Origin of the sequence: Xanthomonas sp. 3498 (assembly GCF_014199795.1) — a bacterium.
Lineage (GTDB): Bacteria > Pseudomonadota > Gammaproteobacteria > Xanthomonadales > Xanthomonadaceae > Xanthomonas_A > Xanthomonas_A rydalmerensis.
The window spans coordinates 612,939-635,828 of the sequence record NZ_JACHOH010000003.1; the positions used below are offsets into that span (position 1 = coordinate 612,939).

A 22,890-nucleotide genomic window follows, 5' to 3' on the forward strand; every position below is an offset into this window, starting at 1 on the left:
CGCGAACGCCGCGCCCGGCCACCCCGTCGCGATCACCACATCTGCAACACGGGCGAAACAGGTATGCTCGCGCACCGGACGCCCCCATGATCGAACCGCAACCGCCCAAACTCAGCCAGGACGACCGAGACCCCTCGCGGGTGCGGCTGACCGGCAGTTGGACCCTGGCCACGGCCCTGGCCTCCTCGGAAGTGCTGCGCGGCATGCCGGCCGGCACCACCGGCATCGACGCCAGCGGCATCGGCCAGCTGGATTCGGCCGGGGTGCTGCAGCTGATGCGCTACGCCACCCGCAACGGCATCGCCCACGAGGCGCTGGATTTCCGCCAGGACCATCGCGCGCTGGTCTCGACCATCGAGGACGTCGCCGACGACCGCCCCAAGCGCAAGCGCGACTACGGTTTCGCCGCGGCGCTGGAACGCCTGGGCTACGCGGTGCACCGCAACGGCAAGGAAATCGTCGCCCTGGTCGGCTTCCTCGGCGAGACCCTGGTCAAGATGATGCGCCTGGTGCACGAGCCGCGGCGCTTTCGCCTGACCTCCACCGTGCACCACATGGAGCAGGTCGGCCTGGACGCGGTGCCGCTGGTGGCGCTGCTGTCGTATCTGGTCGGCGCGGTGATCGCCTTCCTCGGCTCGACCATCCTGCGCGACTTCGGCGCCGAGATCTATGTGGTGGAACTGGTCAGCATCGCCTTCCTGCGCGAGTTCGCGGTGCTGCTCACCGCGATCGTGCTCGCCGGGCGCACCGCCAGTGCGTTCACCGCGCAGATCGGCGCGATGAAGGCACGCGAAGAGGTCGACGCGATCCAGACCCTGGGCCTGGACCCGATGGACCTGCTGGTGATCCCACGGCTGGTGGCGCTGATGCTGATGCTGCCGCTGCTGACCTTCGTGGCGATGATCGCCGGCCTGGCCGGCGGCGTCACCGTCGGCGCCTTCGACCTCGGCATCCCGCCGCAGATGTACCTGGCGCGCATGCACGACACCATCGATATCCGGCACATGCTGGTCGGGCTGTCCAAGGCCCCGATCTTCGCCATCGTGATCGGCCTGATCGGCTGCCTGGAAGGGCTGCGGGTGGAAGGCACCGCGCAATCCGTCGGCGAGCGCACCACCTCCAGCGTGGTGCAGACGATCTCGCTGGTGATCATCATCGACGCGATCGCCGCGCTGTGGTTCATGAACATGGGGTGGTGATGGAGCCGGGATTGGAGAGTGGGTATTGGGGATTCGTTGAAGCCGGGCGCTACGCGCCTGGGCGGGAGCGGTTGCGTTGACCAATCCCGAATCCCAAATCCCGAATCCCGAATTGGCCATCTCCGTCCGCGGCCTGGTCAACCGCTTCGGCACCCAGACCGTGCACGAGGACCTGGACCTGGACGTGCGCCGCGGCGAGATCCTCGGCGTGGTCGGTGGCTCGGGCACCGGCAAGTCGGTGCTGATGCGCACCATCCTCGGCCTGCGCGACCCCGATGCCGGCAAGATCCAGGTGCTCGGCGTCGATACCGACTCCGGTCGCCGCGCCGATCGCCTGCACGTGGAGCGCAATACCGGCGTGCTGTTCCAGGACGGCGCGCTGTTTTCCTCGCTGACCGTCGGCGAGAACGTGCAGGTACCGCTGAAGGAGCATTTCGGCGAACTGCCCGACAGCTGGCATTACGAGCTGGCGCTGCTGAAGGTGAAGCTGGCCGGCCTGCCCGCGGATGCGCTGAACAAGCTGCCCTCGCAACTGTCCGGCGGCATGCGCAAGCGCGCCGGGCTGGCGCGTGCGTTGGCGCTGGACCCGCCGCTGCTGTTCCTGGACGAGCCCACCGCCGGCCTGGACCCGATCGGCGCGGCCGCCTTCGACCGGCTGATCCGTACCCTGCAGGAAGCCCTGGGGCTGACCGTGTTCCTCATCACCCACGACCTGGACACCTTGTACGCTATCTGCGACCGCGTGGCGGTGCTGGCCGACCGCAAGGTCATCGCCAACGCGCCGTTGGCCGAGATCGAGCAAGTGGACCACCCGTGGATCCAAGAGTATTTCCACGGCCCGCGCGCGCGCGCCGCGCGCGATGCCAAGACCGCCTGGACCGAGACCCCCTGAGCCCATGGAAACCAAAGCCAATTACGTGCTGATCGGCGCCTTCACCATCGTGGTGGGGATCGCGCTGCTGCTGTTCGGACTCTGGGCCGCCAAGTACTCCTCCGACCGCACCTGGCAGGAATACCGCGTGGTGTTCCGCGAGGCGGTGACCGGCCTGTCGGTCGGCAGCCCGGTGCAGTACAACGGCATCGCGGTGGGCTCGATCACCGAGCTGACCCTGGCGCCGAACGACCCGCGCCAGGTGGTGGCGCGGATCCGGGTCAACTCGACCACGCCGATCAAGAGCGACACCCGCGCCAAGCTGGGCATCACCAGCCTGACCGGCCCGTCGATCATCCAGCTCTCCGGCGGCACCCCGGAAGCGCCGTCGCTGACCTCGATCGACAACAGCGATGCGCCGATCATCCAGACCACGCCCTCGGCGCTGCAGAACATCACCGACACCGCCAACCGCATCGTCGAACGCCTGGACGAAGTGCTCAGCGACCGCAATGTCGCCAGCATCACCGCCACCCTGCACAACCTGGAGACCATCAGCGGCGGCCTGGCCGACCGCGACCAGGGCATGCAGTCGCTGATCGTCAGCGCGCGCGACGCCGCGCGCAACCTGGACACCACGCTCAAGACCACCAACGGCACCATCCAGCGCCTGGACCAGAATCTGGTGCAGCAGCTGCCGCCGATCCTGGACAAGCTGGAGGACACGCTGAGCAAGCTGGATTCGGCCGCGGGCAATGCCGACAAGATCCTTGGCGAGAACCGCTCGGCGATCAACAGCTTCGCCAACGACGGCCTCGGCCAGCTCGGCCCGACCCTGACCGAACTGCGCGGCCTGATCCGCGACCTGCGCCGGGTCAGCGACCGCCTGGACAACAACCCCGCGCGCTACCTGCTCGGCCGCGACGCCCCGAAGGAGTTCAAACCCAAATGAAGCCGATGCGCGCCTTCCTCCTGCTCGCCGTGCCGGCCCTGCTGCTGGCCGGCTGCTCGCTGCCCGGCGGCAACAAGGAGCCGGTGACGATCTACGCGCCGGACGTGCGGGTGACCGCCGACCCAACCTGGCCGCAGGTGAGCTGGCAACTGGCACTGACCAAGCCCAGCGCCGCGCGCGTGGTCGACAGTTCGCGCATCGCGGTGCGGCCGACGCCCGACGAACTGCAGGTGTACGGCGGCGTCAGCTGGGCGCAGCCGGCCACCGACATGCTCGAGGACATGCTGCTGCGCGGGTTCGAGGATTCCGGGCGCATCCCCGGCGTGGCCCGGCTCGGCACCGGCATTCGCGCCGACTACAAGCTGCTGCTGGACCTGCGCCGCTTCGAAGCGGACTACGCCGGGCGCGCGGTGCCGTCGGCCACCATCGAACTCAATGCCAAACTGCTGTACAGCGCCGACCAGCGCGTGGTCGCCTCGCGCACCTTCCTGGTGACCCAGCCGGCCGCCGGCATCGCCGAATCGCAGGTGGTCGACGCCTTCGGCCAGGCCATGTCGCAACTCGGCCACGATGTGGTCGGCTGGACCCTGCAGCAGGGCCAGGCCGACGCGGCGACGGCGATGGCCCCGAGCGTTCCGCCGCCGGCCAGCCCGAGGCCGCCGCGGCGCTGATTGCTCCCCTGATTGCTCCCCTCTCCCACCGGGAGAGGGGCCGGGGGTGAGGGTACGGCGGCTGCGGAGTCATCTCCCCAGAAACCTCTTTAGCAACCCGACCCTCATCCGCCCCTTCGGGGCACCTTCTCCCGGAGGGAGAAGGGATCAAGTCCCCCCATGACCGCTCTGCTCCCCTCTCCCACCGGGAGAGGGGCCCGGGGTGAGGGAGGGTACGGCGGCTGCGGAGTCATTTCTCCAGACACCTCCCTAGCGCCCGAACCCTCATCCGCCCCTTCGGGGCACCTTCTCCCGGTGGGAGAAGGGATCAAGTCCCCCCATGACCGCTCTGCTCCCCTCTCCCACCGGGAGAGGGGTCGGGGGTGAGGGTGCGGCGGCTGCGGAGTCATTTCTCCAGACACATCCCTAGCGCCCGAACCCTCATCCGCCCCTTCGGGGCACCTTCTCCCGGAGGGAGAAGGGATCAGGGCAAGGAAGGCGCAATGCGGCGGAACGTCAGGTTGATCCGCTCGCCGACCGGCTTGGCGGTGCGCGGTAGGGCGTGCCGGTACAGGCGCTGGGTGTCGCCCGCCATCAGCAGCAATCCGCCGGAGCTCAGTTCCAACGCCTGGCGCAGCGCCGGCTGCTCGCGATGGCGCAACACGAAGCGACGCGACGCGCCCAGGCTCAGCGAGGCGATCACCGGCGCCGGGCCGAGTTCGCGCTCGTCGTCGCTGTGCCAGCCCATCGCATCGCGGCCGTCGCGGTAGCGGTTGGCGAGCACGCTGTTGAACGCCACCCCGGTCTCGGCCGCCAGCCGCGCACGCAGCGGCAGCAGCGCCGGCGGCCACGGATGCGGCGCGAAGCGGGTACCGGAATAGCGGTAGCTGGCGTCGGCATCGCCGATCCAGCAGCTCAGCCGCGGCGAATCGACCAGCTTGCCGAACAGGCGGATCCGGTGCACTTCCCACGGCACCTCGCGCAACAACTGCGCGCACAGCGCCGCCGCCGCGGTCGGGTCCAGCCACTCGGGATACCAGCGCAGATCGGCGCCGGGCAGGTCCAGTTCCATCGCGCCACGCTAGCACGCCCGCCCCCACCATACGCCGGCGTGCGGAATTTGCCCCTTCACGCGCAAACCCTGAAAATGCAGGCAGCCAGAACGAGCCAACGGGAGCGGAACAGATGACGGGAACCGAGGGCGGCGCCAACGCGCCGCAGCCAGTGGAGCGCGACGTCATGGAGTACGACGTCGTCACCGTCGGCGCGGGCCCGGCCGGGTTGGCGTTCGCAATCCGGCTCAAGCAGCTCAACCCCGACATCTCGGTCTGCGTGATCGAGAAGGCCAGCACCATCGGGGCGCACATCCTGTCCGGCGCGGTGATCGAACCCGCGCCGCTGGATGCGCTGCTGCCCGGCTGGCGCGACAACCCGCCGCCGATCTGCGTGCCGGCGGCCGAGGACGAGTTCTGGTACCTGAGCAAGGACGGCGGGCACAAGTTCCCGATGGTGCCGCCGGGCATGCGCAACCACGGCAATTTCATCGTCAGCCTCGGCGCCATGTGCGCCTGGCTCGCACCCCAGGCCGAGGCGCTGGGCGTGGAGATCTACCCCGGCTTCGCCGCCGCCGAGACCCTGCACGCCGAGGACGGCACGGTGCTGGGCGTGCGCATCGGCGACATGGGCGTGGCCAAGGACGGATCGCACAAGCCGGGCTACACCGCCGGCATCGACATCCGCGCCAAGGTCACGGTGCTGGCCGAAGGCGCGCGCGGACACCTGACCAAGCGCCTGATCGCGCGTTTCGCGCTCGACGCCGGCCACGATCCGCAAGCGTTCTCGATCGGCATCAAGGAGCTGTGGCAGTTGCCCGAGGGCCGCGTCAGCCCCGGCAAGATCGTGCACACCCTGGGTTGGCCGGCCGACAGCAAGACCTACGGCGGCAGCTTCCTGTATCACCTGGAGAACAACCAGGTGGCGCTAGGCTACGTCAGCGGCCTGGACTACCACGATCCCGAATACCGGCCGTGGGAAGCCTTCCAGCAGTGGAAGAACCACCCGATGATGAAGTCGCTGCTGGAAGGCGGCAGCATCCTCTCGGCCGGCGCGCGCGCCATCGCCAGCGGTGGCTGGCAGTCGCTGCCGAAGGTGGAGATGCCCGGCGCGCTACTGATCGGCGACACCGCCGGCCTGCTCAACGTCCCCAAGATCAAGGGCACCCATCAGGCGATCCGCAGCGGCATGCTCGCCGCCGAACACCTCGCCGCCGGCGCCGCGCTCGACCCGGCCGGCTTCGACGCGCGCCTACGCGGCTCGGAGGTGATGGCCGAGCTGCGCCAGGTGCGCAACATCAAACCCGGCTTCAAGAAGGGCCTGTGGTTCGGCCTGCTCAACGGCGCCTGGGAGACCCTGGTCAAGGGCGCCTCGCCGTGGACGCTCAAGGTCGGCGCCGACTGGAAGAGCCTAGACCGGCTGGGCGAGCACGAGCAGCCCAAGCGCGACTACGTGCAGCGCGAACTGGCCCCGCGCGACCGCCTGCAGGGCGTGTACTTCGCCGCCACCGAGCACGACGAGGACCAGCCGGTGCACCTGCACGTGCTCGATCCGCAGATCTGCGTGACCCGCTGCACCGAGGAGTACGGCAACCCCTGCACGCGCTTCTGCCCGGCGGCGGTGTACGAGATCGTCGACGACGCGGCCGGCAAGCGCCTGCAGATCAACGCCGCCAACTGCGTGCACTGCAAGACCTGCGACATCAAGGATCCGTACGCGATCATCGACTGGGTGACGCCGGAAGGCGGCTCCGGGCCGAACTACCAGAACCTGTGAGCGCAGGCCTGCCCGCGCGCCTGAAAACCGCGCTGTACCTCACGCTGCGCGCGGGCTTTCGCGTCCTGCCGCTGGCGCCGGCGCAGCGCGATCGCCTGCGCGCGCGCTTCCTGGAGCGCCATGCGGATCTGGTGCCGCCGCCGCCGCGCGGGCGCGCCACCGACGGGCATGGCGAACGCCGGCCGCGCGCGCGCGCCGACGAACGCGCGATCGGCCATGTATCCGCGCAGCAGGTGACGCTGCCGACGCCACTGCCGGCGACCGTGGTGGCGTTCTACCTGCCGCAGTTCCATCCGATCCCGGAGAACGACGCCTGGTGGGGCACCGGCTTCACCGAATGGCGCAACGTCACCCGCGCGCTGCCGCAGTTCGAGGGACATGTGCAGCCGCGGCTGCCGGCGGACCTGGGGTTCTACGACCTGCGCAACCCGCAGAGCATGCGGCGGCAGGTGGCGCTGGCGAAGCAGTACGGCATCGGCGCGTTCTGTTTCTACTTCTACTGGTTCGGCGGCAAGACCCTGCTGGAGACGCCGCTGCGGCAGTGGCTGGACGATCCCACGCTGGAGCTGCCGTTCTGCCTGTGCTGGGCCAACGAGCAATGGTCGCGGCGCTGGGACGGCCGCGGCGACGATGTGCTGATGGCGCAGGCGCACAGCGCGCAGGACGATCTGGACTTCATCGCGCACGTCGCCGACTACCTGCGCGACCCGCGCTGCCTGCGCGTGGATGGCCGGCCGATGCTGCTGGTGTACCGCCCGCATCTGCTGCCGGATCCACAGGCCACCGCCACGCGCTGGCGCGACTGGTGCCGGCAGCACGGCATCGGCGAATTGCACCTGGCCTACGTGCAGGGCTTCGAGCGGCCGGACCCGCGCGACATCGGTTTCGACGCGGCGGTCGAGTTCCCGCCGAACATGAGCAATCCCCGCTCGCTGGCGGCCGAGCAGCACCTGCTCAATCCCGACTACAGCGGCGCCGTGCTGGATTGGCGCGCCCTGGCCGCGGAGATCGCCGCGCGCCCGCTGCCCGACTATCTGCTGTATCCGGGCGTCAACCCGGGCTGGGACAATGAAGCGCGCCGCCCCGGCGCCGGCCGCGTCTATCTGCACGCCTCGCCGCGCGGCTACGAGGACTGGCTGCGCACCACCATCCATACCCGGCTGCAGGGTCGCCGCGCCGAGCAGCGCCTGGTGTTCGTCAACGCCTGGAACGAGTGGGCCGAAGGCGCCGTGCTGGAACCGGATGCGCGACTGGGCCATGCCTATCTCGACGCCACCCGCCGCGCGCTGGCGCCACTGCCGGCACGCGACACGACGCCGCACGCGATCGTCCACGCGTGGTATCCGGACGTGCTGCCGGAACTGCTGGCGCAACTGGCCGCGAGCGCCCTGCCGTGGCGTCTGCTGGTCACCACCTCGCCCGACCAGGCCGATGCGGTGCGCGCGCACCTGCGCGCGTGCGCATTGCCGTCCGAGGTGATGGTGCTGGAGAACCGCGGCCGCGACATCCTGCCGTTCCTGCACGCCGCCGAGCGGCTGCTGCGCGATGGCGTGGACGTGGTGCTGAAACTGCATACCAAGCGCAGCACCCATCTGCACAACGGCGATGCCTGGCGCACCGAACTGCTGCAACGCCTGGCCGGCGCCGACCGTGCCGCGCGCGTGCTGCAGGCCTTCGCGCAGGAGCCTGCGCTCGGCCTGGTCGCGCCCGAAGGCCATCTGCTGCCGTTGGCCGAATTCTGGGGCGGCAACCGCGCGGTCGCCGACTACCTGCTGCGCCGGACCGGCCACAGCGACGCGCGCCTGGAGCAGGCGCAGTTCATCTCGGGCAGCATGTTCTGGGCACGCCTGGACGCGCTGCGGCCGCTGCTGGACAGCGGCCTGTGCCCTTCCGAATTCGAGGCCGAGCGCGGGCAGCTCGACGCCACCCTGGCGCATGCGGTGGAACGGCTGGCAGCGCCGCTGGCCGAGCGCGCCGGCTACCGGGTGGCCACCGTGGCCGACCTGCTCGGCCAGCCACCACCGGTATCCACCGCCGACTACGCCTACGCGCAGCGCAGCGCCTGAGCGGCGCAGCGCGCCCTTACCCGCGCCGGAACGGCACGCCGGTCTTGGCGACCAGTTCGGCCTCGTCCACGCCCTCGGCGGTTTCCACCAGCAGCAGGCCGCTGTCGGTGACGTCGAACACGGCCAGGTCGGTGATGATGCGATCGACCACGCCGACGCCGGTCAGCGGCAGGTCGCAGGCCGGCAGGATCTTGTGGCTGCCGTCCTTGGCGACGTGTTCCATCAGCACCACCACGCGCTTGACCCCGGCCACCAGGTCCATCGCGCCGCCCATGCCCTTGACCATCTTGCCCGGCACCATCCAGTTGGCCAGGTCGCCCTTCTCGCTGACCTGCATCGCGCCGAGGATGGCCAGGTCGATATGGCCGCCGCGGATCATCGCGAAGGAATCGTGGCTGCCGAAGTAGCTGGCGCCGGCGCGGGCGGTGACGGTCTGCTTGCCGGCATTGATCAGGTCGGCATCGACCTCGTCCTCGCTGGGGAACGGACCGATGCCGAGCAGGCCGTTCTCCGATTGCAGCCACACGTCCACGCCCTCGGGAATGTGGTTGGCGACCAGGGTCGGCAGGCCGATACCCAGATTCACGTAGGCGCCGTCGGTGAGTTCGCGGGCGGCGCGCTGCGCCATGTCGTCGCGGGTCCAGGCCATGTCAGGCGTCCTTCTGGCGCAGGGTGCGCTGTTCGATGCGTTTTTCGGGATGCGGGTTGTGCACGAGGCGGTCGACGTAGATGCCGGGCAGGTGCACCTGGTCCGGATCCAGGCTGCCGGTCTCCACCACTTCTTCGACCTCGGCGATGCAGAGCTTGCCGGCCATCGCGCAGGCCGGGTTGAAATTGCGCGCGGTCTTGCGGAACACCAGGTTGCCGGCGGCATCGGCCTTCCACGCCTTGACCAGGGCCACGTCGGCGCGCAGGGCGGTCTCCAGCACGTAATGCTTGCCGTCGAACTCGCGGGTCTCCTTGCCCTCGGCCACCACGGTGCCGTAGCCGGTAGCGGTGAAGAACGCGGGGATGCCCGCACCGCCGGCACGCAGGCGTTCCGCCAGGGTGCCCTGCGGATTGAATTCCAGTTCCAGTTCGCCGGCCAGGTACTGGCGTTCGAACTCCTTGTTCTCGCCGACGTAGGACGAAATCATCTTGCGGATCTGCCGCGTCGCCAGCAGTTGGCCCAGGCCGAAGCCATCGACGCCGGCATTGTTGGAGATCACCGTGAGGCCGCTGACGCCGCTGTCGCGCAAGGCAGCGATCAAGGCCTCGGGGATGCCGCACAGGCCGAAGCCGCCGACCGCCAGGGTCTGCCCGTCCGCCACCACGTCGGCCAGCGCCGTGGCCGCATCGGGGTAAAGCTTGCCGCGCCGCCCGCCCGCAAGGGTAGTGGTGTCGCCCATTCGCCAGCTCCGCGTTGGAAATAGGCGCGTAGTCTAGCCGCTCGCCGCGCCGGACCCCCGCCGCACCGCCGCAACGACCGATTAAGCGGCGGAACGTTACACTCGGGTTTCCCCCAACTAGGACCCTCTTCCTATGTCGCTTCCCGCATTCAAGGCCTACGACATCCGCGGTCGCGTTCCCGACGAACTGAACGAGGACTTGGCGCGCCGCATCGGCGTGGCGCTGGCGGGGCAGTTGCAGAGCGGCCCGGTGGTGGTCGGCCATGACGTGCGCCTGGCCAGCCCCGCGCTACAGGCGGCACTGTCGGCGGGCCTGCGCGCCAGCGGCCGCGAGGTCATCGACATCGGCCTGTGCGGCACCGAGGAAGTGTATTTCCAGACCGACCACCTGCAGGCCGCCGGCGGCGTGATGGTCACCGCCAGCCACAACCCGATGGACTACAACGGCATGAAGCTGGTGCGCGAGAACGCGCGCCCGATCAGCTCCGATACCGGCCTGTTCGCGATCCGCGACACCGTCGCCGCCGACACCGCGCCGGCCGCGGCGCCGACCGCCGCCGAGCATCACCGCCCGGACAAGAGCGCCTACATCGAGCACCTGCTCAGCTACGTCGACCGCGCCACGCTCAAGCCGCTGAAGCTGGTGGTCAACGCCGGCAACGGCGGCGCCGGTGCCATCATCGACCTGCTGGCGCCGCACCTGCCGTTCGAGTTCGTGCGCGTCTTCCACGAGCCGGACGGCCACTTCCCCAACGGCATTCCCAACCCGCTGCTACCGGAGAACCGCGCCGCCACGGCCAATGCGGTCAAGCAGCACGGCGCCGACTTCGGCATCGCCTGGGACGGGGACTTCGACCGCTGCTTCTTCTTCGACGCCGACGGCCGCTTCATCGAGGGCTACTACCTGGTGGGCCTGCTGGCGCAGGCGATCCTGGCCAAGCAGCCGGGCGGCAAGGTCGTGCACGACCCGCGCCTGACCTGGAACACGATCGAACAGGTCGAGGAGGCCGGCGGCATTCCGGTGCTGTGCAAGAGCGGGCATGCCTTCATCAAGGAGAAGATGCGCAGCGAAAACGCCGTGTACGGCGGCGAGATGAGCGCGCACCACTACTTCCGCGAATTCGCCTACGCCGACTCGGGGATGATCCCGTGGCTGCTGATCGCCGAACTGGTGTCGCAATCCGGCCGCTCGCTGGCCGACCTAGTCGAGGCGCGCATGCAGAAGTTCCCGTGCAGCGGCGAGATCAACTTCAAGGTCGCCGACGCCAAGGCGGCGGTGGCGCGGGTGATGGAACACTTCGCCTCGCATGCGCCGACGCTGGACTACACCGACGGCGTCAGCGCCGAATTCGCCGACTGGCGCTTCAACCTGCGCAGTTCCAACACCGAGCCGCTGCTGCGCCTGAACGTGGAAACCCGCGGCGATGCGGCGTTGCTGGAACAGCGTACCCAGGAGATCTCCGAGCTGCTGCGCGGCTGATCCCGACACCCTCCCCCACCCACAGACGCACTATGGAGTTCCCCCGCCCATGAGCGACGTCCTTCCCATCATCCTGTCCGGCGGTTCCGGCACGCGCCTGTGGCCGTTGTCGCGCGAGTCGTATCCCAAGCAATTCCTGCCACTGGTCGGCGAGCAGAGCATGCTGCAGGCCACCTGGCAGCGCGCGGCGCCGGTCGCCGCGCATGCGCCCATCGTGGTCGCCAACGAAGAACACCGCTTCGTCGCGGCCGAGCAGTTGCAACAGATCGGCGTGAAGCCGCATGCGATCCTGCTCGAACCCAAGGGCCGCAACACCGCCCCGGCGATCGCCGTGGCGGCGCTGGAGGCCTCACGCGATGGCGCCGATCCGCTGTTGCTGGTCCTGCCCTCCGATCATGTGATCGGCGACGAGGCGGCGTTCCAGGCAGCGGTGCGCGTGGCCGCCATCGCGGCCGAGCAAGGCAAGCTGGTGACGTTCGGGATCAAGCCGACCGCACCGGAAACCGGCTACGGCTACATCAAGGCGGCCGCCGGCGATGGCGCGCGCGCGGTCGAGCGCTTCGTCGAAAAACCCGACTTGGCCACCGCGAAAAGTTATCTGGCGTCGGGCGAGTATTACTGGAACAGCGGCATGTTCCTGTTCCGCGCCTCGCGCTACCTGGAAGAACTGCGCAAGTTCCAGCCCGCCATCGCTGATGCCTGCACCAAGGCGTGGCAGTCGGCAAAGCGCGACGCCGACTTCACCCGTCTGGACAAGGACGCCTTCGCCGCCAGCCCCTCCGACTCCATCGACTACGCGGTGATGGAAAAGACCGCCGACGCGGTGGTGGTGCCGCTAGACGCCAAGTGGAGCGACGTCGGCTCCTGGTCGGCGCTGCTGGACGTGTCGCCGCAGGATGCCAACGGCAATGCCCACCACGGCGACGTGATCGAGATCGATTGCCGCAACACCTACGCCTACGGCTCGCGCCTGATCGCGATGGTCGGCCTGCAGGACGTGGTGGTTGTGGAGACCGACGACGCGGTGCTGGTCGGCCACCGCGAACGCATCCAGGAAGTGAAGGACATCGTCGCCAGGATCAAGGCCAACGGCCGCTCCGAAGCCACCTGGCACCGCAAGGTGTACCGTCCGTGGGGCGCCTACGACTCGATCGACAACGGCCAGCGTTTCCAGGTCAAGCGCATCACGGTCAAGCCCGGCGCCACGCTGAGCCTGCAGATGCATCACCACCGCGCCGAGCACTGGATCGTGGTGAGCGGTACCGCCGAAGTCACCCGTGGCGAGGAAGTACTGCTGCTCACCGAAAACCAGAGCACCTACATCCCGCTCGGCGTGACCCACCGCCTGAAGAACCCCGGCAAGCTGCCGCTGGAGTTGATCGAAGTGCAGTCGGGTAGCTACCTGGGCGAGGACGACATCGTGCGCTTCGAGGACACCTACGGGCGCACCTGAGTCCGGCACACGCCACAACGCAAAGAGCCGGGCACTGCCCGGCTCTTTGCTTTTCGGCTGCGTGCTTTTTCTGCCGCGTACGGCAGGTCAGGCGGCCGGTGCTGCCGTGGCGAGTTCACCGATCACCTGGCGCAGGCCATCGCGCCACTGCGGCAGTTCCAGCGCGAAATCGCGCTGCAGGCGCGACACGTCCAGGCGCGAGTAGGCCGGGCGCTTGGCCGGGGTCGGATACTCCGCGGTGGTGATCGGCAGCACCCGCGGCGCGCGCGACAGCAGGCCCGCCGCCACCGCCTCGGCGAAGATCGCCTCGGCGAAGCCGTGCCAGGTGGTCTCGCCGGCCGCGGTCAGATGCCAGGTCCCGGACGGCAGCGTCGCGCGCTGCGCCAGCACGCGCGCAGTGACATCGGCGATCAGCGCCGCCGGAGTCGGCGTGCCGACCTGATCGGCGACCACCCGCAGTTCGTCGCGGTCGGCGCCGACGCGCAGCATGGTGCGCAGGAAATTGTGTCCGTGCGCGGCATACACCCAGGCGGTGCGGAAGATCAGGTGCTGCGCACCGGAAGCGCGGATCGCCTCCTCGCCGGCCAGCTTGGTGGCGCCGTACACGCCCAGCGGCGCGGTCGGTGCATCCTCGGGATAAGGCTGCGCGCCCTGGCCGTCGAACACGTAGTCGGTGGAGTAATGCACCAGCGGCACGCCCTGCGCCGCACACCAGGTGGCGATCGCCGCCGGCGATTCGGCATTGGCACGGCGGGCGGCCTCTGCGTCCTGTTCGGCGCGATCGACCGCGGTGTAGGCCGCGGCGTTGACCACCGCCGTCGGCCGCAGCCGGTCCAGCAGTTCGCCCAGCGTCTGCGGCTGGTCGAAATCGGCGCGCTCGCAGGCGCTGCCGTCGGGCAACTGGCCGCTGCGCGTGGTCGCGAGCACCGGCCCCTGCGCCGCCAGCGCGCGCAGCAGCTCCTGCCCGACCTGGCCGTTGCCGCCGAAGACCAGCACGCTCATGGCTGGTAGACCGGCAGGCGCTCGACCGGGATATCGGCCAGGAACGGCGCGACAGCGTCCTTGCCCGACAGCACCGGCTCGGAGATCGGCCAGTCGACGCCGATCGCGGCATCGTCCCAGCGCACGCCAGCGTCGGCTTCCTTGACGTACACGTCGGTACACAGATAGCTGAACACCGCACGCTCCGACAGCACGGCAAATCCGTGCGCGAAGCCTTCCGGAATCCAGAACTGCTTCTTGTTCTCCGCGCTCAGCACCACCGCGGCCCAGCGGCCGAAGTGGGGCGAGCCATGACGTATGTCGACGGCGACGTCGTACACCTCGCCCTCGAGGACGCTGACCAGCTTGCCCTGTGGCCGCGGCCACTGGTAATGCAGGCCGCGCAGCACGCCCTTGGCCGAGGTGGAGACGTTGCTCTGCACGAACTTGGTGGGCAGTCCGTGCTCGCCGAAACGCTCGGCGTTCCAGGTCTCGAAGAAATAGCCACGCGCATCGCCGAACACCGCCGGCTCGATCACCACGCAGCCGGGCAGATTGGTTTCAATCACTTTCACGGAACGGTTCCTCGTACAGCCAGTTCATGCAGATAGGTGCCATAAGCGTTCTTGCGCAGCGGAGCGGCAAGTTTCTCCAGCTGCGCCGCATCGATCCACCCGTTCCCGAAGGCGATCTCTTCCGGGCAGCAGACCTGCAGGCCCTGCCGCGACTGGATGGTCTCGATGAAATTGGAGGCTTCGTGCAGCGACTGGTGGGTACCGGTATCCAGCCAGGCATAGCCACGGCCCAGCGCTTCCAGATGCAGTTCACCAGCTTCCAGGTAACGGCGATTGAGATCGGTGATCTCCAGTTCGCCGCGCGGCGAGGGCTTCAGTTCCGCGGCATGGTCGCTGGCCTGGCCATCGTAGAAATACAGGCCGGTGACCGCATAGTTGGAGCGCGGCTTGGCCGGCTTTTCCTCGATGTCGATGACCTTGCCGGACGCGTCGAACTCGGCCACGCCGTAGCGCTCGGGGTCGTTGACCCAGTAGCCGAAGACGGTGGCCCCATGCTGCCGCGCATCGGCACGGCGCAGGGTCTCGGTCAGGCCATGGCCGTGGAAGATGTTGTCGCCCAGCACCAGGCAGCTCGGCTTGCCGGCGACGAAGTCGCGGCCGATCAGGTAGGCCTGGGCCAGCCCGTCCGGACTCGGCTGCACCGCGTACTGGATATCCATGCCCCACTGCGCGCCATCGCCCAGCAGCGCCTGGAACAGCGCCTGCTCGTGCGGGGTGTTGATGATCAGCACCTCGCGGATCCCGGCCAGCATCAGCACGCTGAGCGGGTAATAGATCATCGGCTTGTCGTACACCGGCAACAGCTGTTTGCTGACGCCCTTGGTGATCGGATACAGCCGCGTGCCGGAGCCGCCAGCGAGGATGATGCCCTTGCGTTGTGTCATGAGGTGCTTCCTATGGACGTCCGCATGTGGATGTGCGGACGCATGCGAGGGACGCGGGTTATGCCGCGGTGCCGATCCGTTCTAGCCGATAGCTGCCATCGAGCACGCCCTGCACCCAGTCCTGATGGCTCAGGTACCAGTCCACGGTGAGCGCGATGCCCTGTTCGAAGGTGTACTTCGGCTCCCAGCCCAGTTCGTTCTTCAGCTTGGAGGCGTCGATGGCGTAGCGGCGATCGTGGCCGGGCCGGTCGGCGACGTAGGTGATCTGGCTGACGCGCGGCTTGCCGTCTTCGCGCGGACGCCGTGCGTCCAGCAGCGCGCAGATCGCCTGCACCACTTCGATGTTCTGCTTCTCGGAATTGCCGCCGACGTTGTAGGTCTCGCCCACTTTGCCCTTGGCCAGCACGGTGCGGATCGCTTCGCAGTGGTCGCCGACGAACAGCCAGTCGCGCACCTGCTTGCCGTCGCCGTACACCGGCAGCGGCTCGCCGGCCAGCGCCTTGGCGATCACCAGCGGAATAAGCTTCTCCGGAAAGTGGTAGGGGCCGTAGTTGTTGGAGCAGTTGGTGGTCAGCACCGGCAGGCCGTAGGTGTGGTGGAACGCGCGCACCAGATGGTCGGAGGCGGCCTTGGACGCCGAGTACGGCGAGTTCGGCGCATACGGGGTGGTTTCGCTGAACTTGCCGGTCTCGCCGAGGGTGCCGTAGACCTCGTCGGTGGACACGTGCAGGAAACGGAACGCGTCGCGGCGGCCGTCCGGCAGCGCCTTCCAGTGATCGCGCACCGACTCCAGCAGGCCCAGGGTGCCGACCACGTTGGTCTGGATGAAGGCGCCGGGGCCATCGATCGAGCGGTCCACGTGGCTCTCGGCGGCGAAATTGACCACCGCGTCGGGCTGGTGCTCGGCGAGCAGACGGCTCACCAGCTCGCGGTCGCCGATGTCCCCGTGCACGAACACGTGGTCGGGATTGCCTTCCAGCGACGCCAGCGTGTTCAGGTTCCCGGCGTAGGTCAGTGCGTCCAGGTTGATCACACGGATGCCGCGCGCCACCGCCTCGAGCACGAAATTACCGCCGATGAAACCGGCACCGCCGGTTACGAGCCAAGTCGCCACTGTGTGTCTCTCCTGATTGGGCGCCGTCGGCGCCTAATGTCCAAACCACACAGGATATACGCTTTATATGAACCGGTCGTGGGCGCCGCACGCGGCGATCGCGTGCCCGCCGAGGGCGCCCACCATACGCCCTCGCATGGTCAAGCGCGCCCGGTTAGAATCCTCCGACTGCCCCGTGCCAGCCGCCGCGGCCGGGCCTTCCCGCACTGCTGAAGGATCTCGTACACGATGAAAATCCTCGTCGCCTACAAGCGCGTGGTGGACTACAACGTCCGCATCCAGGTCAAGCCGGACGGCTCCGGCGTGATCACCGAGGGCGTCAAGCTCTCCGCCAACCCGTTCGACGAAATCGCCCTGGAAGAGGCGCTGCGCCTGCGCGACGCCGGCATCGCCAGCGAGGTGGTGGTCGCCACCATCGCCCCGGCCGACGCCGCCGCGCACCTGCGCAACGGCCTGGCGATGGGCGCCAACCGCGCCATCCACGTGGTCGCCGATGCGGCAATCCAGCCGCTGACCGCCGCGCGCACCCTGCTCAAGCTGGTCGAGCAGGAGCAGCCGGACCTGGTGATCCTGGGCAAGCAGGCGATCGACGACGACGCCAACCAGACCGGGCAGATGCTGGCCACGCTGTGGGGCCGGCCGCAGGCGACCTTCGCCGGCAAGCTGGTGGTGGCCGACGGCAAGGCCACGGTGACCCGCGAGGTCGACGCCGGCCTGGAAACCCTGGAAGTGGATTTGCCGGCGGTGGTCACCACCGACCTGCGCCTGAACGAGCCGCGCTTCATCAAGCTGCCGGACATCATGAAGGCCAAGAGCAAGCCGCTGCAGACGCTGGCCTTCGCCGACCTGGGCGTGGAGGCCAACGACAGCCTCACCACCACCCACTACGCCCCGCCGGCCAAGCGCAGCCGCGGCGTGATGGTCAAGGATGCCGCCGAACTGGTGGCCGCACTCAAGCAGAAGGGGTTGCTGTAATGGCCAAGATCCTCGTCATCGCCGAACATCTCAACGGGCAGCTCAACGCCGCCACCGCCAAGTGCGTCAGCGCCGCGCAGGCACTGTCGCCGGACGCCATCGACATCGTCGTGCTGGCCGCCGATCCGGCCGCGGTGGCCGCCCAGGCCGCGCAGATCGCCGGCGTCGCCCGCGTCCTCACCGTCGCCAATCCCGCCAACGAACACGCCATCGCGCAGGTGCTGGGCCCGCAGATCGCCGCCCTGGCGACCGGCTACACCCACGTGTTCGGCCCCTCCACCACCTTCGGCAAGGACCTGATGCCGGTGGTGGCCGCCCTGCTCGGCGTCAACCAGATCTCCGACCTGATGGCGGTGGACGGCGAGTACGCGTTCAAGCGCCCGATCTACGCCGGCAACGCCATCATCAGCGTGCAGGCCCCGGCCGACCAGATCGTGGTGGCCACCGTACGCAGCGCCTCCTGGCCGGAAGCGGCGCAAGGCGGCAGCGCGGCGGTCGAAGCGGCCAGCGTGGACGCGCCGCTGCCGAGCCACACCCGCTTCGTCGGCCTGGCCGCCGGCAAGTCCGACCGCCCCGACCTGCAGAGCGCCAAGCGCGTGGTCTCCGGCGGCCGCGGCGTCGGCTCGGCGGAGAACTTCCAGATCGTCTACCAGCTCGCCGACAAGCTCGGTGCGGCGGTCGGCGCCTCGCGCGCGGCGGTCGACGCCGGCTACGTCCCCAACGAACTGCAGGTGGGCCAGACCGGCAAGATCATCGCGCCGGAGCTGTACGTGGCGATCGGCATTTCCGGCGCCATCCAGCACCTGACCGGCATCAAGGACGCCGGCACCATCGTCGCGATCAACAAGGACCCGGAATCGCCGATCTTCGAGATCGCCGACATCGGTCTGGTCGGCGACCTGTTCACGGTGTTGCCGGAGCTGGAAAAGGCGCTGGGCTGAGCCGTCGCGGAGACCCGGGAATGATGCCGCACGGCGCCGACGGCGTGCCCGCGCCGCGCCACCGTGCGGATCATCTGGCGCTGTTCGTCGTGCTGTTGTGCGGCGGCTACCTGGCCGCCCTGTGGTGGATCGATCGCGGCAACGGCACGTTCGCCCGGCTGGGTGCGATCTGGCCGTTGCTGGCGCTGGCGGTGCTGCCGGTCTCGGTCAGTTACCTGTTCCGCTTCTGGCGCTGGCGCTGGCTGCTGCAACGACAAGGCCATGCGGTCCCGTTCGGCCTCGGATGGGCCGCCTACCTGGCCGGGTTCGCATTGACCGCCACCCCTGGCAAGGCCGGGGAATTGCTGCGCATCCGCTATTTCGCCCGCATGGGCGTGCCGGCAGGTCGGACGCTGGCGGTGTTCGTGTTCGAGCGCGCCTCCGACCTGCTGGTGATCCTGGCGCTGTCGCTGCTGGCCGCACCGGTCTTCCCCACTCTGGGCACGCTCGCCGCAGTGGTGCTGGGCTTTGTCGCCCTGCTGTTCGGCGCCGCCGCCTGGCCGGCCCTGCTGGCGTGGCTGGAGGGTGTGGGCCGGCGCCTGCCCGGGCGCTGGCTGCGGAGGACGGCGCAGTTCGCCGTGTTCGCCGCCACGGAACTGCGTGCCTGCCTCGGAACGGCGCAGATGGTGCGCAGCCTGATCGCGGGGGCCGGCGCCTGGGGCCTGACCTCGGCGGTCTTCGTGGGGCTGTGCAGCGGCCTGGGCCTGGACCTGGATCCGCTGGTCGCGTTCGGCATCTACCCGCTGGCGATGCTGATCGGCGCGCTGTCCTTCGTCCCAGGCGGGGTCGGCACCACAGAACTGGCGATCGTGCTGATGTTGGACCGGCTGGGCGTCGCCACCGCCGATGCGATCGCGGTCGCGGTGGCGGCGCGGCTGGTGACGCTTTGGTACGCGGTCGCCGTGGGCGCCCTGGCGATGGGCGCGACGGAATTCCTGCAACGACGCCAGGCCGCCTGAACCGCTGGTTATAATGCGGCCCCGCTATGCATCACCAGGCCGCAGCATGTCCTTCCCCCCCAGTTCTCCCGCCGACCGCCCGGCTGTTTCAGGGCGTGCGCTCTGTGTGGATCTGGACGGCACGCTGCTGAATTCGGACATCCTCTACGAGTCCCTGCTGGCCCTGCTGGCGCGCAATCCGCTGTACGTGTTCCTGCTGCCGCTGTGGCTGCTGCGCGGCAAGGCCGCGCTGAAGCGCGAACTGGCCGCGCGGGTCACGCTCCCGGCCGAAACCCTGCCCTACAACGCGCACGTGCTGGAGCTGCTGCGTACTACCTCGCAGCGCCCGCGCGTGCTGTGCACCGCCTCCGACCAGTTGCTGGTCGCGCCGATCGCCGCGCACCTGGGCCTGTTCGAAGAGGTCATCGCCAGCGACGGCCAGCGCAACCTGTCCGGCCGCAACAAGGCCGACGTGCTGGTGGAGCGGTTCGGCGCCGGCAACTTCGACTATGCCGGCAATGGCCGCGTGGACCTGCACGTGTGGGACAAGGCCGGCGGCGCCTGGGTGGTCAACAACGGCAACGGGCTGCGCGCCGCTGCCGCGCAGCGCACCACGGTGCACGGGCATTGGCCGGCGCCGCCGCGCGCCCGCGCCTGGCTCAAGGCGCTGCGCCTGCACCAATGGCTGAAGAACCTGCTGGTGTTCGTGCCGCTGCTGACAGCGCACCGCTTCCTGGACGGCGAGTCGGTGCTGCAGTCGGTGATCGCCATGGTCGCGTTCGGGCTGTGCGCTTCCGGCGTCTACGTGCTCAACGACCTGCTCGATCTCACCCCCGACCGCCAGCATCCGCGCAAGCGCAAGCGCCCGTTCGCCGCCGGTCGACTGCCGCTGCTGCAGGGCCTGTTCGCCGCACCTGCCCTGACCCTGGCCGGACTTGCGCTGTCGCTGGCCTGCAACCTGCAGTTCACAATGGTGCTGCTGGCCTACTACGTGATGACGCTGGCCTACTCGCTGCGGCTCAAGCGCATCGTGATGATCGACGTGGTGCTGCTGGCGGCGCTGTACACCGTGCGCATCATCGGCGGTGCGGTGGCCATCGAACTGGAACTGTCGTTCTGGCTGCTGGCGTTCTCGATGTTCATCTTTCTGTCGCTGGCGCTGCTCAAGCGCTACACCGAACTGCACGCGATGCTCGGCAGCGGCAAGACCAAGGCCAGCGGCCGCGCCTATTCGGTGGAAGACCTGGTGCTGCTGCAGTCGATGGGCGCGGCGGCCGGCTACATCGCGGTCATGGTCATGGCGCTGTACATCAATAGCCCGGCCAGCGTGCAGCTGTATCGGCATCCCAAGCTGCTGTGGCTGATCTGCCCGGTGCTGCTGTACTGGGTCAGCCGGGTCTGGATCGTGGCGCACCGCGGCGACATGCACGACGACCCGATCGTGTTCGCCGCCACCGACCGGGTCAGCCAGGTGGTGGTGGTGCTGTGCGGGCTGTTCGCGCTGAGCGCCATCTGATGGCCGATGCCGGGCAGTCCTGGGGACGCTACCCGCGCGCGACGCAGACGCTGCTGCCGATCGCCGACCGGGCGGCCGCCCTGCCGGCCTTCGCCGGCAACGCGCTGCCGCGTGGTAATGGCCGCAGTTACGGCGACAGCTGCCTCAATCCGAATGGCACCCTGCTGTGCGCGCGCGGCCTGGACCGCTTCATCGGCTTCGACCCGGCCACCGGCCGGCTGCGCTGTGAGGCGGGAGTCACCCTCGCCGACATCATCGATCTGGCGCTGCCGCAGGGCTGGTTCCTGCCGGTGACGCCGGGCACCCGCTACGTCACTGTGGCCGGCGCCATCGCCAACGACGTGCACGGCAAGAACCATCACCGCACCGGCAACTTCGGCCACCACGTGCTCGCCTTCGAGCTGTTGCGCAGCGACGGCAGCCGCCGCCTGTGCACCCCGCACGACGATGCCGACGGCTGGTTCGCGGCCACGGTCGGCGGACTCGGCCTGACCGGGCTGATCACCTGGGCGGAGATCCAGCTGCGCCGCGTGCCTGGCCCGGCGCTGGAGACGGAGAACATCCGCTTCGGCTCGCTCGACGAGTTCTTCGCGCTGTCCGCCGCCTCGGCCGACAGCCACGAATACAGCGTCGCCTGGATCGACTGCCTGGCCAGCGGTCGCGCCCGCGGCCGCGGCCATTTCACCCGTGCCGATCACTGCGCTGGCCTGCCCGAGGAGCGCCCGGCCTCGCCCGGCAAGGGCCTGGCGATGCCGCTGACCCCGCCGGTCTCGCTGGTCAACAAGCTGTCGCTGCGGCCGTTCAATGCGCTGTACTACTGGCGCCAACCCGCGCGCAGCAAGCGCCGGCTGAGCCATGTGCTGCCGTTCTTCTATCCGCTGGACGGCATCCGCCACTGGAACCGCATGTACGGCCCGCGCGGCTTCCTGCAGTACCAGTGCGTGCTGCCGCCGGCCACCGCGCGCGACGGCGTGGACGCGCTGCTGGCAGAAATCGCCCGCAGCGGCAGCGGCTCTTTCCTGGCCGTGCTGAAGGAATTCGGCGACCTTCCCGCGCGCGGCATGCTGTCCTTCCCGCGCCCGGGCACCACGCTGGCGCTGGACTTCCCCAACGACGGCGCCGACGTGCTGCGCCTGCTGGAGCGGCTGGACCGCATCGTCGACGCCGCCGACGGCGCTCTGTACCCTGCCAAGGATGCGCGGATGTCCGCCGCCTCGTTCCAGCGCGCCTATGCCCGCTGGCAGGACTTCAGCCGCTATCTCGATCCCCGCTTTTCTTCCGGCTTTTGGCGCCGGGTCACGGAGTGAACATGCAACGCGTCCTCATCATTGGCGCCACCTCGGCCATCGCCGAGGCTACCGCCCGGCGCTACGCCGCGCGCGGCGCGGCCCTCCATCTGCTCGGCCGCCAGGCCGCGCGCCTGGACGCGATCGCGTCGGATCTCTCGGCGCGCGGCGGCAAGGCCAGTTGCGGCGTGCTCGACGTCAACGACAGCGCCGGCCATGCGGCGGCGTTCGATGCCGCCTGGGCCGCGCTGGGTGGCGTCGACGTGGTGCTGATCGCCCACGGCACGCTGCCCGACCAGGCCGCGTGCGACGCCTCGGTCGAACTGTCGATGCGCGAGTTCGCCACCAACGGCACCTCGACGATCGCACTGTGCGCCGCGCTGGTGCCGCGCCTGCGCGCGGGCGCGACGCTGGCGGTGATCTCCTCGGTCGCCGGCGACCGCGGCCGCGCCAGCAACTACCTGTACGGCAGTGCCAAGGCCGCAGTCAGCGCGTATCTGAGCGGCCTCGGCCAGCGCCTGCGCCCGGACGGCATCAACGTACTCACCATCAAGCCGGGCTTCGTCGATACGCCGATGACCGCCGCCTTCAAGAAGGGTGCGCTGTGGGCCAAGCCCGACCAGATCGCCAAGGGCATCCTGCGCGCAGTCGACGGCCGCCGTGCGGTCGCCTACCTGCCCGGTTTCTGGTGGGCGATCATGTTCATCATCAAATCCATTCCCGAATTCGTTTTCCGCAGGATCAAGCTCTGAC

Annotated in this window: 21 protein-coding genes; 14 read left to right on the forward strand and 7 right to left on the reverse strand. The window is 69.2% G+C overall.

From position 1 onward, the window contains the following. Positions 1–86: 86 nt before the first annotated feature. The 4 genes from GGR66_RS12445 (at position 87) to GGR66_RS12460 (ending at position 3,693) form a co-directional block, all read left to right on the forward strand. Entirely contained in the window at positions 87–1,199 is a 1,113-nt protein-coding gene (locus GGR66_RS12445) for an ABC transporter permease (RefSeq protein ID WP_160968915.1), read from the forward strand. A 76-nt stretch (positions 1,200–1,275) separates the two neighbouring features. Then, positions 1,276–2,091: an ABC transporter ATP-binding protein gene (locus GGR66_RS12450; protein ID WP_160968913.1), complete on the forward strand. Its 816-nt coding sequence runs from the start codon at positions 1,276–1,278 to the stop codon at positions 2,089–2,091. Positions 2,092–2,095: 4 nt separating this feature from the next. Beyond that, positions 2,096–3,022: an MlaD family protein gene (locus GGR66_RS12455; protein ID WP_043093283.1), complete on the forward strand. Its 927-nt coding sequence runs from the start codon at positions 2,096–2,098 to the stop codon at positions 3,020–3,022. Beyond that, positions 3,019–3,693 (forward strand): ABC-type transport auxiliary lipoprotein family protein, encoded by a 675-nt coding sequence (locus tag GGR66_RS12460; protein ID WP_184448427.1) that lies wholly within the window; start codon positions 3,019–3,021, stop codon positions 3,691–3,693. The genes GGR66_RS12455 and GGR66_RS12460 overlap by 4 nt, the downstream gene beginning before the upstream one ends. 463 nt (positions 3,694–4,156) lie before the next feature. On the opposite strand, the gene GGR66_RS12465 is transcribed toward GGR66_RS12460, so the two are convergent. Then, positions 4,157–4,744, reverse strand: a complete 588-nt coding sequence (locus GGR66_RS12465; RefSeq protein ID WP_184448428.1) for an alpha-ketoglutarate-dependent dioxygenase AlkB — start codon at positions 4,742–4,744, stop codon at positions 4,157–4,159. A 113-nt stretch (positions 4,745–4,857) separates the two neighbouring features. Here GGR66_RS12465 and GGR66_RS12470 point away from each other — a divergent pair, with 113 nt between their 5' ends. Next, entirely contained in the window at positions 4,858–6,501 is a 1,644-nt protein-coding gene (locus GGR66_RS12470) for an electron transfer flavoprotein-ubiquinone oxidoreductase (protein WP_160968907.1), read from the forward strand. Then, on the forward strand, positions 6,498–8,567 hold the full coding sequence (locus GGR66_RS12475) for a glycoside hydrolase family 99-like domain-containing protein (protein WP_184448429.1): 2,070 nt from the start codon (positions 6,498–6,500) through the stop codon (positions 8,565–8,567). Before GGR66_RS12470 ends, GGR66_RS12475 begins: the two co-directional genes overlap by 4 nt. 16 nt (positions 8,568–8,583) lie before the next feature. Here the strand turns inward: GGR66_RS12475 and GGR66_RS12480 are convergent, their stop codons facing one another. Beyond that, positions 8,584–9,216, reverse strand: a complete 633-nt coding sequence (locus GGR66_RS12480; protein WP_184448430.1) for a CoA transferase subunit B — start codon at positions 9,214–9,216, stop codon at positions 8,584–8,586. A gap of 1 nt (position 9,217) precedes the next feature. After that, positions 9,218–9,955, reverse strand: a complete 738-nt coding sequence (locus GGR66_RS12485) for a CoA transferase subunit A (RefSeq protein ID WP_184448431.1) — start codon at positions 9,953–9,955, stop codon at positions 9,218–9,220. A gap of 133 nt (positions 9,956–10,088) precedes the next feature. On the opposite strand from GGR66_RS12485, the gene GGR66_RS12490 reads away from it, so the two are divergent. Beyond that, positions 10,089–11,435, forward strand: coding sequence for a phosphomannomutase (locus tag GGR66_RS12490; RefSeq protein ID WP_184448432.1), 1,347 nt, complete (start codon positions 10,089–10,091; stop codon positions 11,433–11,435). A gap of 49 nt (positions 11,436–11,484) precedes the next feature. Beyond that, positions 11,485–12,888 carry a mannose-1-phosphate guanylyltransferase/mannose-6-phosphate isomerase gene (locus tag GGR66_RS12495; RefSeq protein ID WP_160968899.1) on the forward strand — a complete coding sequence of 468 codons (1,404 nt, stop codon included), beginning with the start codon at positions 11,485–11,487 and terminating at the stop codon, positions 12,886–12,888. An 87-nt stretch (positions 12,889–12,975) separates the two neighbouring features. Here the strand turns inward: GGR66_RS12495 and rfbD are convergent, their stop codons facing one another. Genes rfbD through rfbB form a run of 4 tightly spaced genes read right to left on the reverse strand, consistent with a single transcriptional unit; the run spans position 12,976 to position 16,442 of the window. Then, the gene (gene rfbD, locus GGR66_RS12500) at positions 12,976–13,890 is read right to left on the reverse strand and encodes a dTDP-4-dehydrorhamnose reductase (RefSeq protein ID WP_184448433.1); all 915 of its coding nucleotides are present in this window, start codon (positions 13,888–13,890) and stop codon (positions 12,976–12,978) included. After that, on the reverse strand, positions 13,887–14,444 hold the full coding sequence (gene rfbC / locus GGR66_RS12505) for a dTDP-4-dehydrorhamnose 3,5-epimerase (RefSeq protein WP_019797144.1): 558 nt from the start codon (positions 14,442–14,444) through the stop codon (positions 13,887–13,889). The genes rfbD and rfbC overlap by 4 nt, the downstream gene beginning before the upstream one ends. After that, the gene (gene rfbA, locus GGR66_RS12510; protein WP_184448434.1) at positions 14,441–15,328 is read right to left on the reverse strand and encodes a glucose-1-phosphate thymidylyltransferase RfbA; all 888 of its coding nucleotides are present in this window, start codon (positions 15,326–15,328) and stop codon (positions 14,441–14,443) included. The genes rfbC and rfbA overlap by 4 nt, the downstream gene beginning before the upstream one ends. 58 nt (positions 15,329–15,386) lie before the next feature. After that, positions 15,387–16,442 carry a dTDP-glucose 4,6-dehydratase gene (gene rfbB / locus GGR66_RS12515; protein ID WP_184448435.1) on the reverse strand — a complete coding sequence of 352 codons (1,056 nt, stop codon included), beginning with the start codon at positions 16,440–16,442 and terminating at the stop codon, positions 15,387–15,389. 228 nt (positions 16,443–16,670) lie between these two features. Here rfbB and GGR66_RS12520 point away from each other — a divergent pair, with 228 nt between their 5' ends. The 6 genes from GGR66_RS12520 to GGR66_RS12545 all read left to right on the forward strand — a co-directional run bounded on the left by GGR66_RS12520 (position 16,671) and on the right by GGR66_RS12545 (position 22,889). Beyond that, on the forward strand, positions 16,671–17,417 hold the full coding sequence (locus GGR66_RS12520) for an electron transfer flavoprotein subunit beta/FixA family protein (RefSeq protein WP_017917125.1): 747 nt from the start codon (positions 16,671–16,673) through the stop codon (positions 17,415–17,417). Beyond that, a complete protein-coding gene (locus GGR66_RS12525; protein ID WP_184448436.1) occupies positions 17,417–18,358 on the forward strand; it encodes an electron transfer flavoprotein subunit alpha/FixB family protein in 942 nt (313 codons plus the stop codon). The genes GGR66_RS12520 and GGR66_RS12525 overlap by 1 nt, the downstream gene beginning before the upstream one ends. Positions 18,359–18,378: 20 nt before the next feature. Beyond that, entirely contained in the window at positions 18,379–19,356 is a 978-nt protein-coding gene (locus GGR66_RS12530; RefSeq protein ID WP_184448437.1) for a lysylphosphatidylglycerol synthase transmembrane domain-containing protein, read from the forward strand. A gap of 106 nt (positions 19,357–19,462) precedes the next feature. After that, a complete protein-coding gene (locus GGR66_RS12535) occupies positions 19,463–20,851 on the forward strand; it encodes a UbiA family prenyltransferase (RefSeq protein WP_184448499.1) in 1,389 nt (462 codons plus the stop codon). Further along, positions 20,851–22,158: an FAD-binding oxidoreductase gene (locus GGR66_RS12540; protein WP_184448438.1), complete on the forward strand. Its 1,308-nt coding sequence runs from the start codon at positions 20,851–20,853 to the stop codon at positions 22,156–22,158. Before GGR66_RS12535 ends, GGR66_RS12540 begins: the two co-directional genes overlap by 1 nt. A gap of 2 nt (positions 22,159–22,160) precedes the next feature. Then, positions 22,161–22,889 (forward strand): SDR family oxidoreductase, encoded by a 729-nt coding sequence (locus GGR66_RS12545; protein WP_184448439.1) that lies wholly within the window; start codon positions 22,161–22,163, stop codon positions 22,887–22,889. The last annotated feature ends 1 nt before the right edge of the window (position 22,890 follow it).

Excerpts from the sequence above, each read along its gene's own strand:
- GGR66_RS12520 (WP_017917125.1), top strand. The coding sequence starts at position 16,671 with ATGAAAATCCTCGTCGCCTACAAGCGCGTGGTGGACTACAACGTCCGC.
- GGR66_RS12470 (WP_160968907.1), top strand. The coding sequence starts at position 4,858 with ATGACGGGAACCGAGGGCGGCGCCAACGCGCCGCAGCCAGTGGAGCGC.
- GGR66_RS12530 (WP_184448437.1), top strand. The coding sequence starts at position 18,379 with ATGATGCCGCACGGCGCCGACGGCGTGCCCGCGCCGCGCCACCGTGCG.
- GGR66_RS12545 (WP_184448439.1), top strand. The coding sequence starts at position 22,161 with ATGCAACGCGTCCTCATCATTGGCGCCACCTCGGCCATCGCCGAGGCT.
- GGR66_RS12465 (WP_184448428.1), bottom strand. The coding sequence starts at position 4,744 with ATGGAACTGGACCTGCCCGGCGCCGATCTGCGCTGGTATCCCGAGTGG.
- GGR66_RS12480 (WP_184448430.1), bottom strand. The coding sequence starts at position 9,216 with ATGGCCTGGACCCGCGACGACATGGCGCAGCGCGCCGCCCGCGAACTC.
- GGR66_RS12525 (WP_184448436.1), top strand. The coding sequence starts at position 17,417 with ATGGCCAAGATCCTCGTCATCGCCGAACATCTCAACGGGCAGCTCAAC.
- GGR66_RS12495 (WP_160968899.1), top strand. The coding sequence starts at position 11,485 with ATGAGCGACGTCCTTCCCATCATCCTGTCCGGCGGTTCCGGCACGCGC.
- GGR66_RS12445 (WP_160968915.1), top strand. The coding sequence starts at position 87 with ATGATCGAACCGCAACCGCCCAAACTCAGCCAGGACGACCGAGACCCC.
- GGR66_RS12490 (WP_184448432.1), top strand. The coding sequence starts at position 10,089 with ATGTCGCTTCCCGCATTCAAGGCCTACGACATCCGCGGTCGCGTTCCC.
- GGR66_RS12485 (WP_184448431.1), bottom strand. The coding sequence starts at position 9,955 with ATGGGCGACACCACTACCCTTGCGGGCGGGCGGCGCGGCAAGCTTTAC.
- rfbD (WP_184448433.1), bottom strand. The coding sequence starts at position 13,890 with ATGAGCGTGCTGGTCTTCGGCGGCAACGGCCAGGTCGGGCAGGAGCTG.
- GGR66_RS12540 (WP_184448438.1), top strand. The coding sequence starts at position 20,851 with ATGGCCGATGCCGGGCAGTCCTGGGGACGCTACCCGCGCGCGACGCAG.
- GGR66_RS12460 (WP_184448427.1), top strand. The coding sequence starts at position 3,019 with ATGAAGCCGATGCGCGCCTTCCTCCTGCTCGCCGTGCCGGCCCTGCTG.
- GGR66_RS12455 (WP_043093283.1), top strand. The coding sequence starts at position 2,096 with ATGGAAACCAAAGCCAATTACGTGCTGATCGGCGCCTTCACCATCGTG.
- rfbA (WP_184448434.1), bottom strand. The coding sequence starts at position 15,328 with ATGACACAACGCAAGGGCATCATCCTCGCTGGCGGCTCCGGCACGCGG.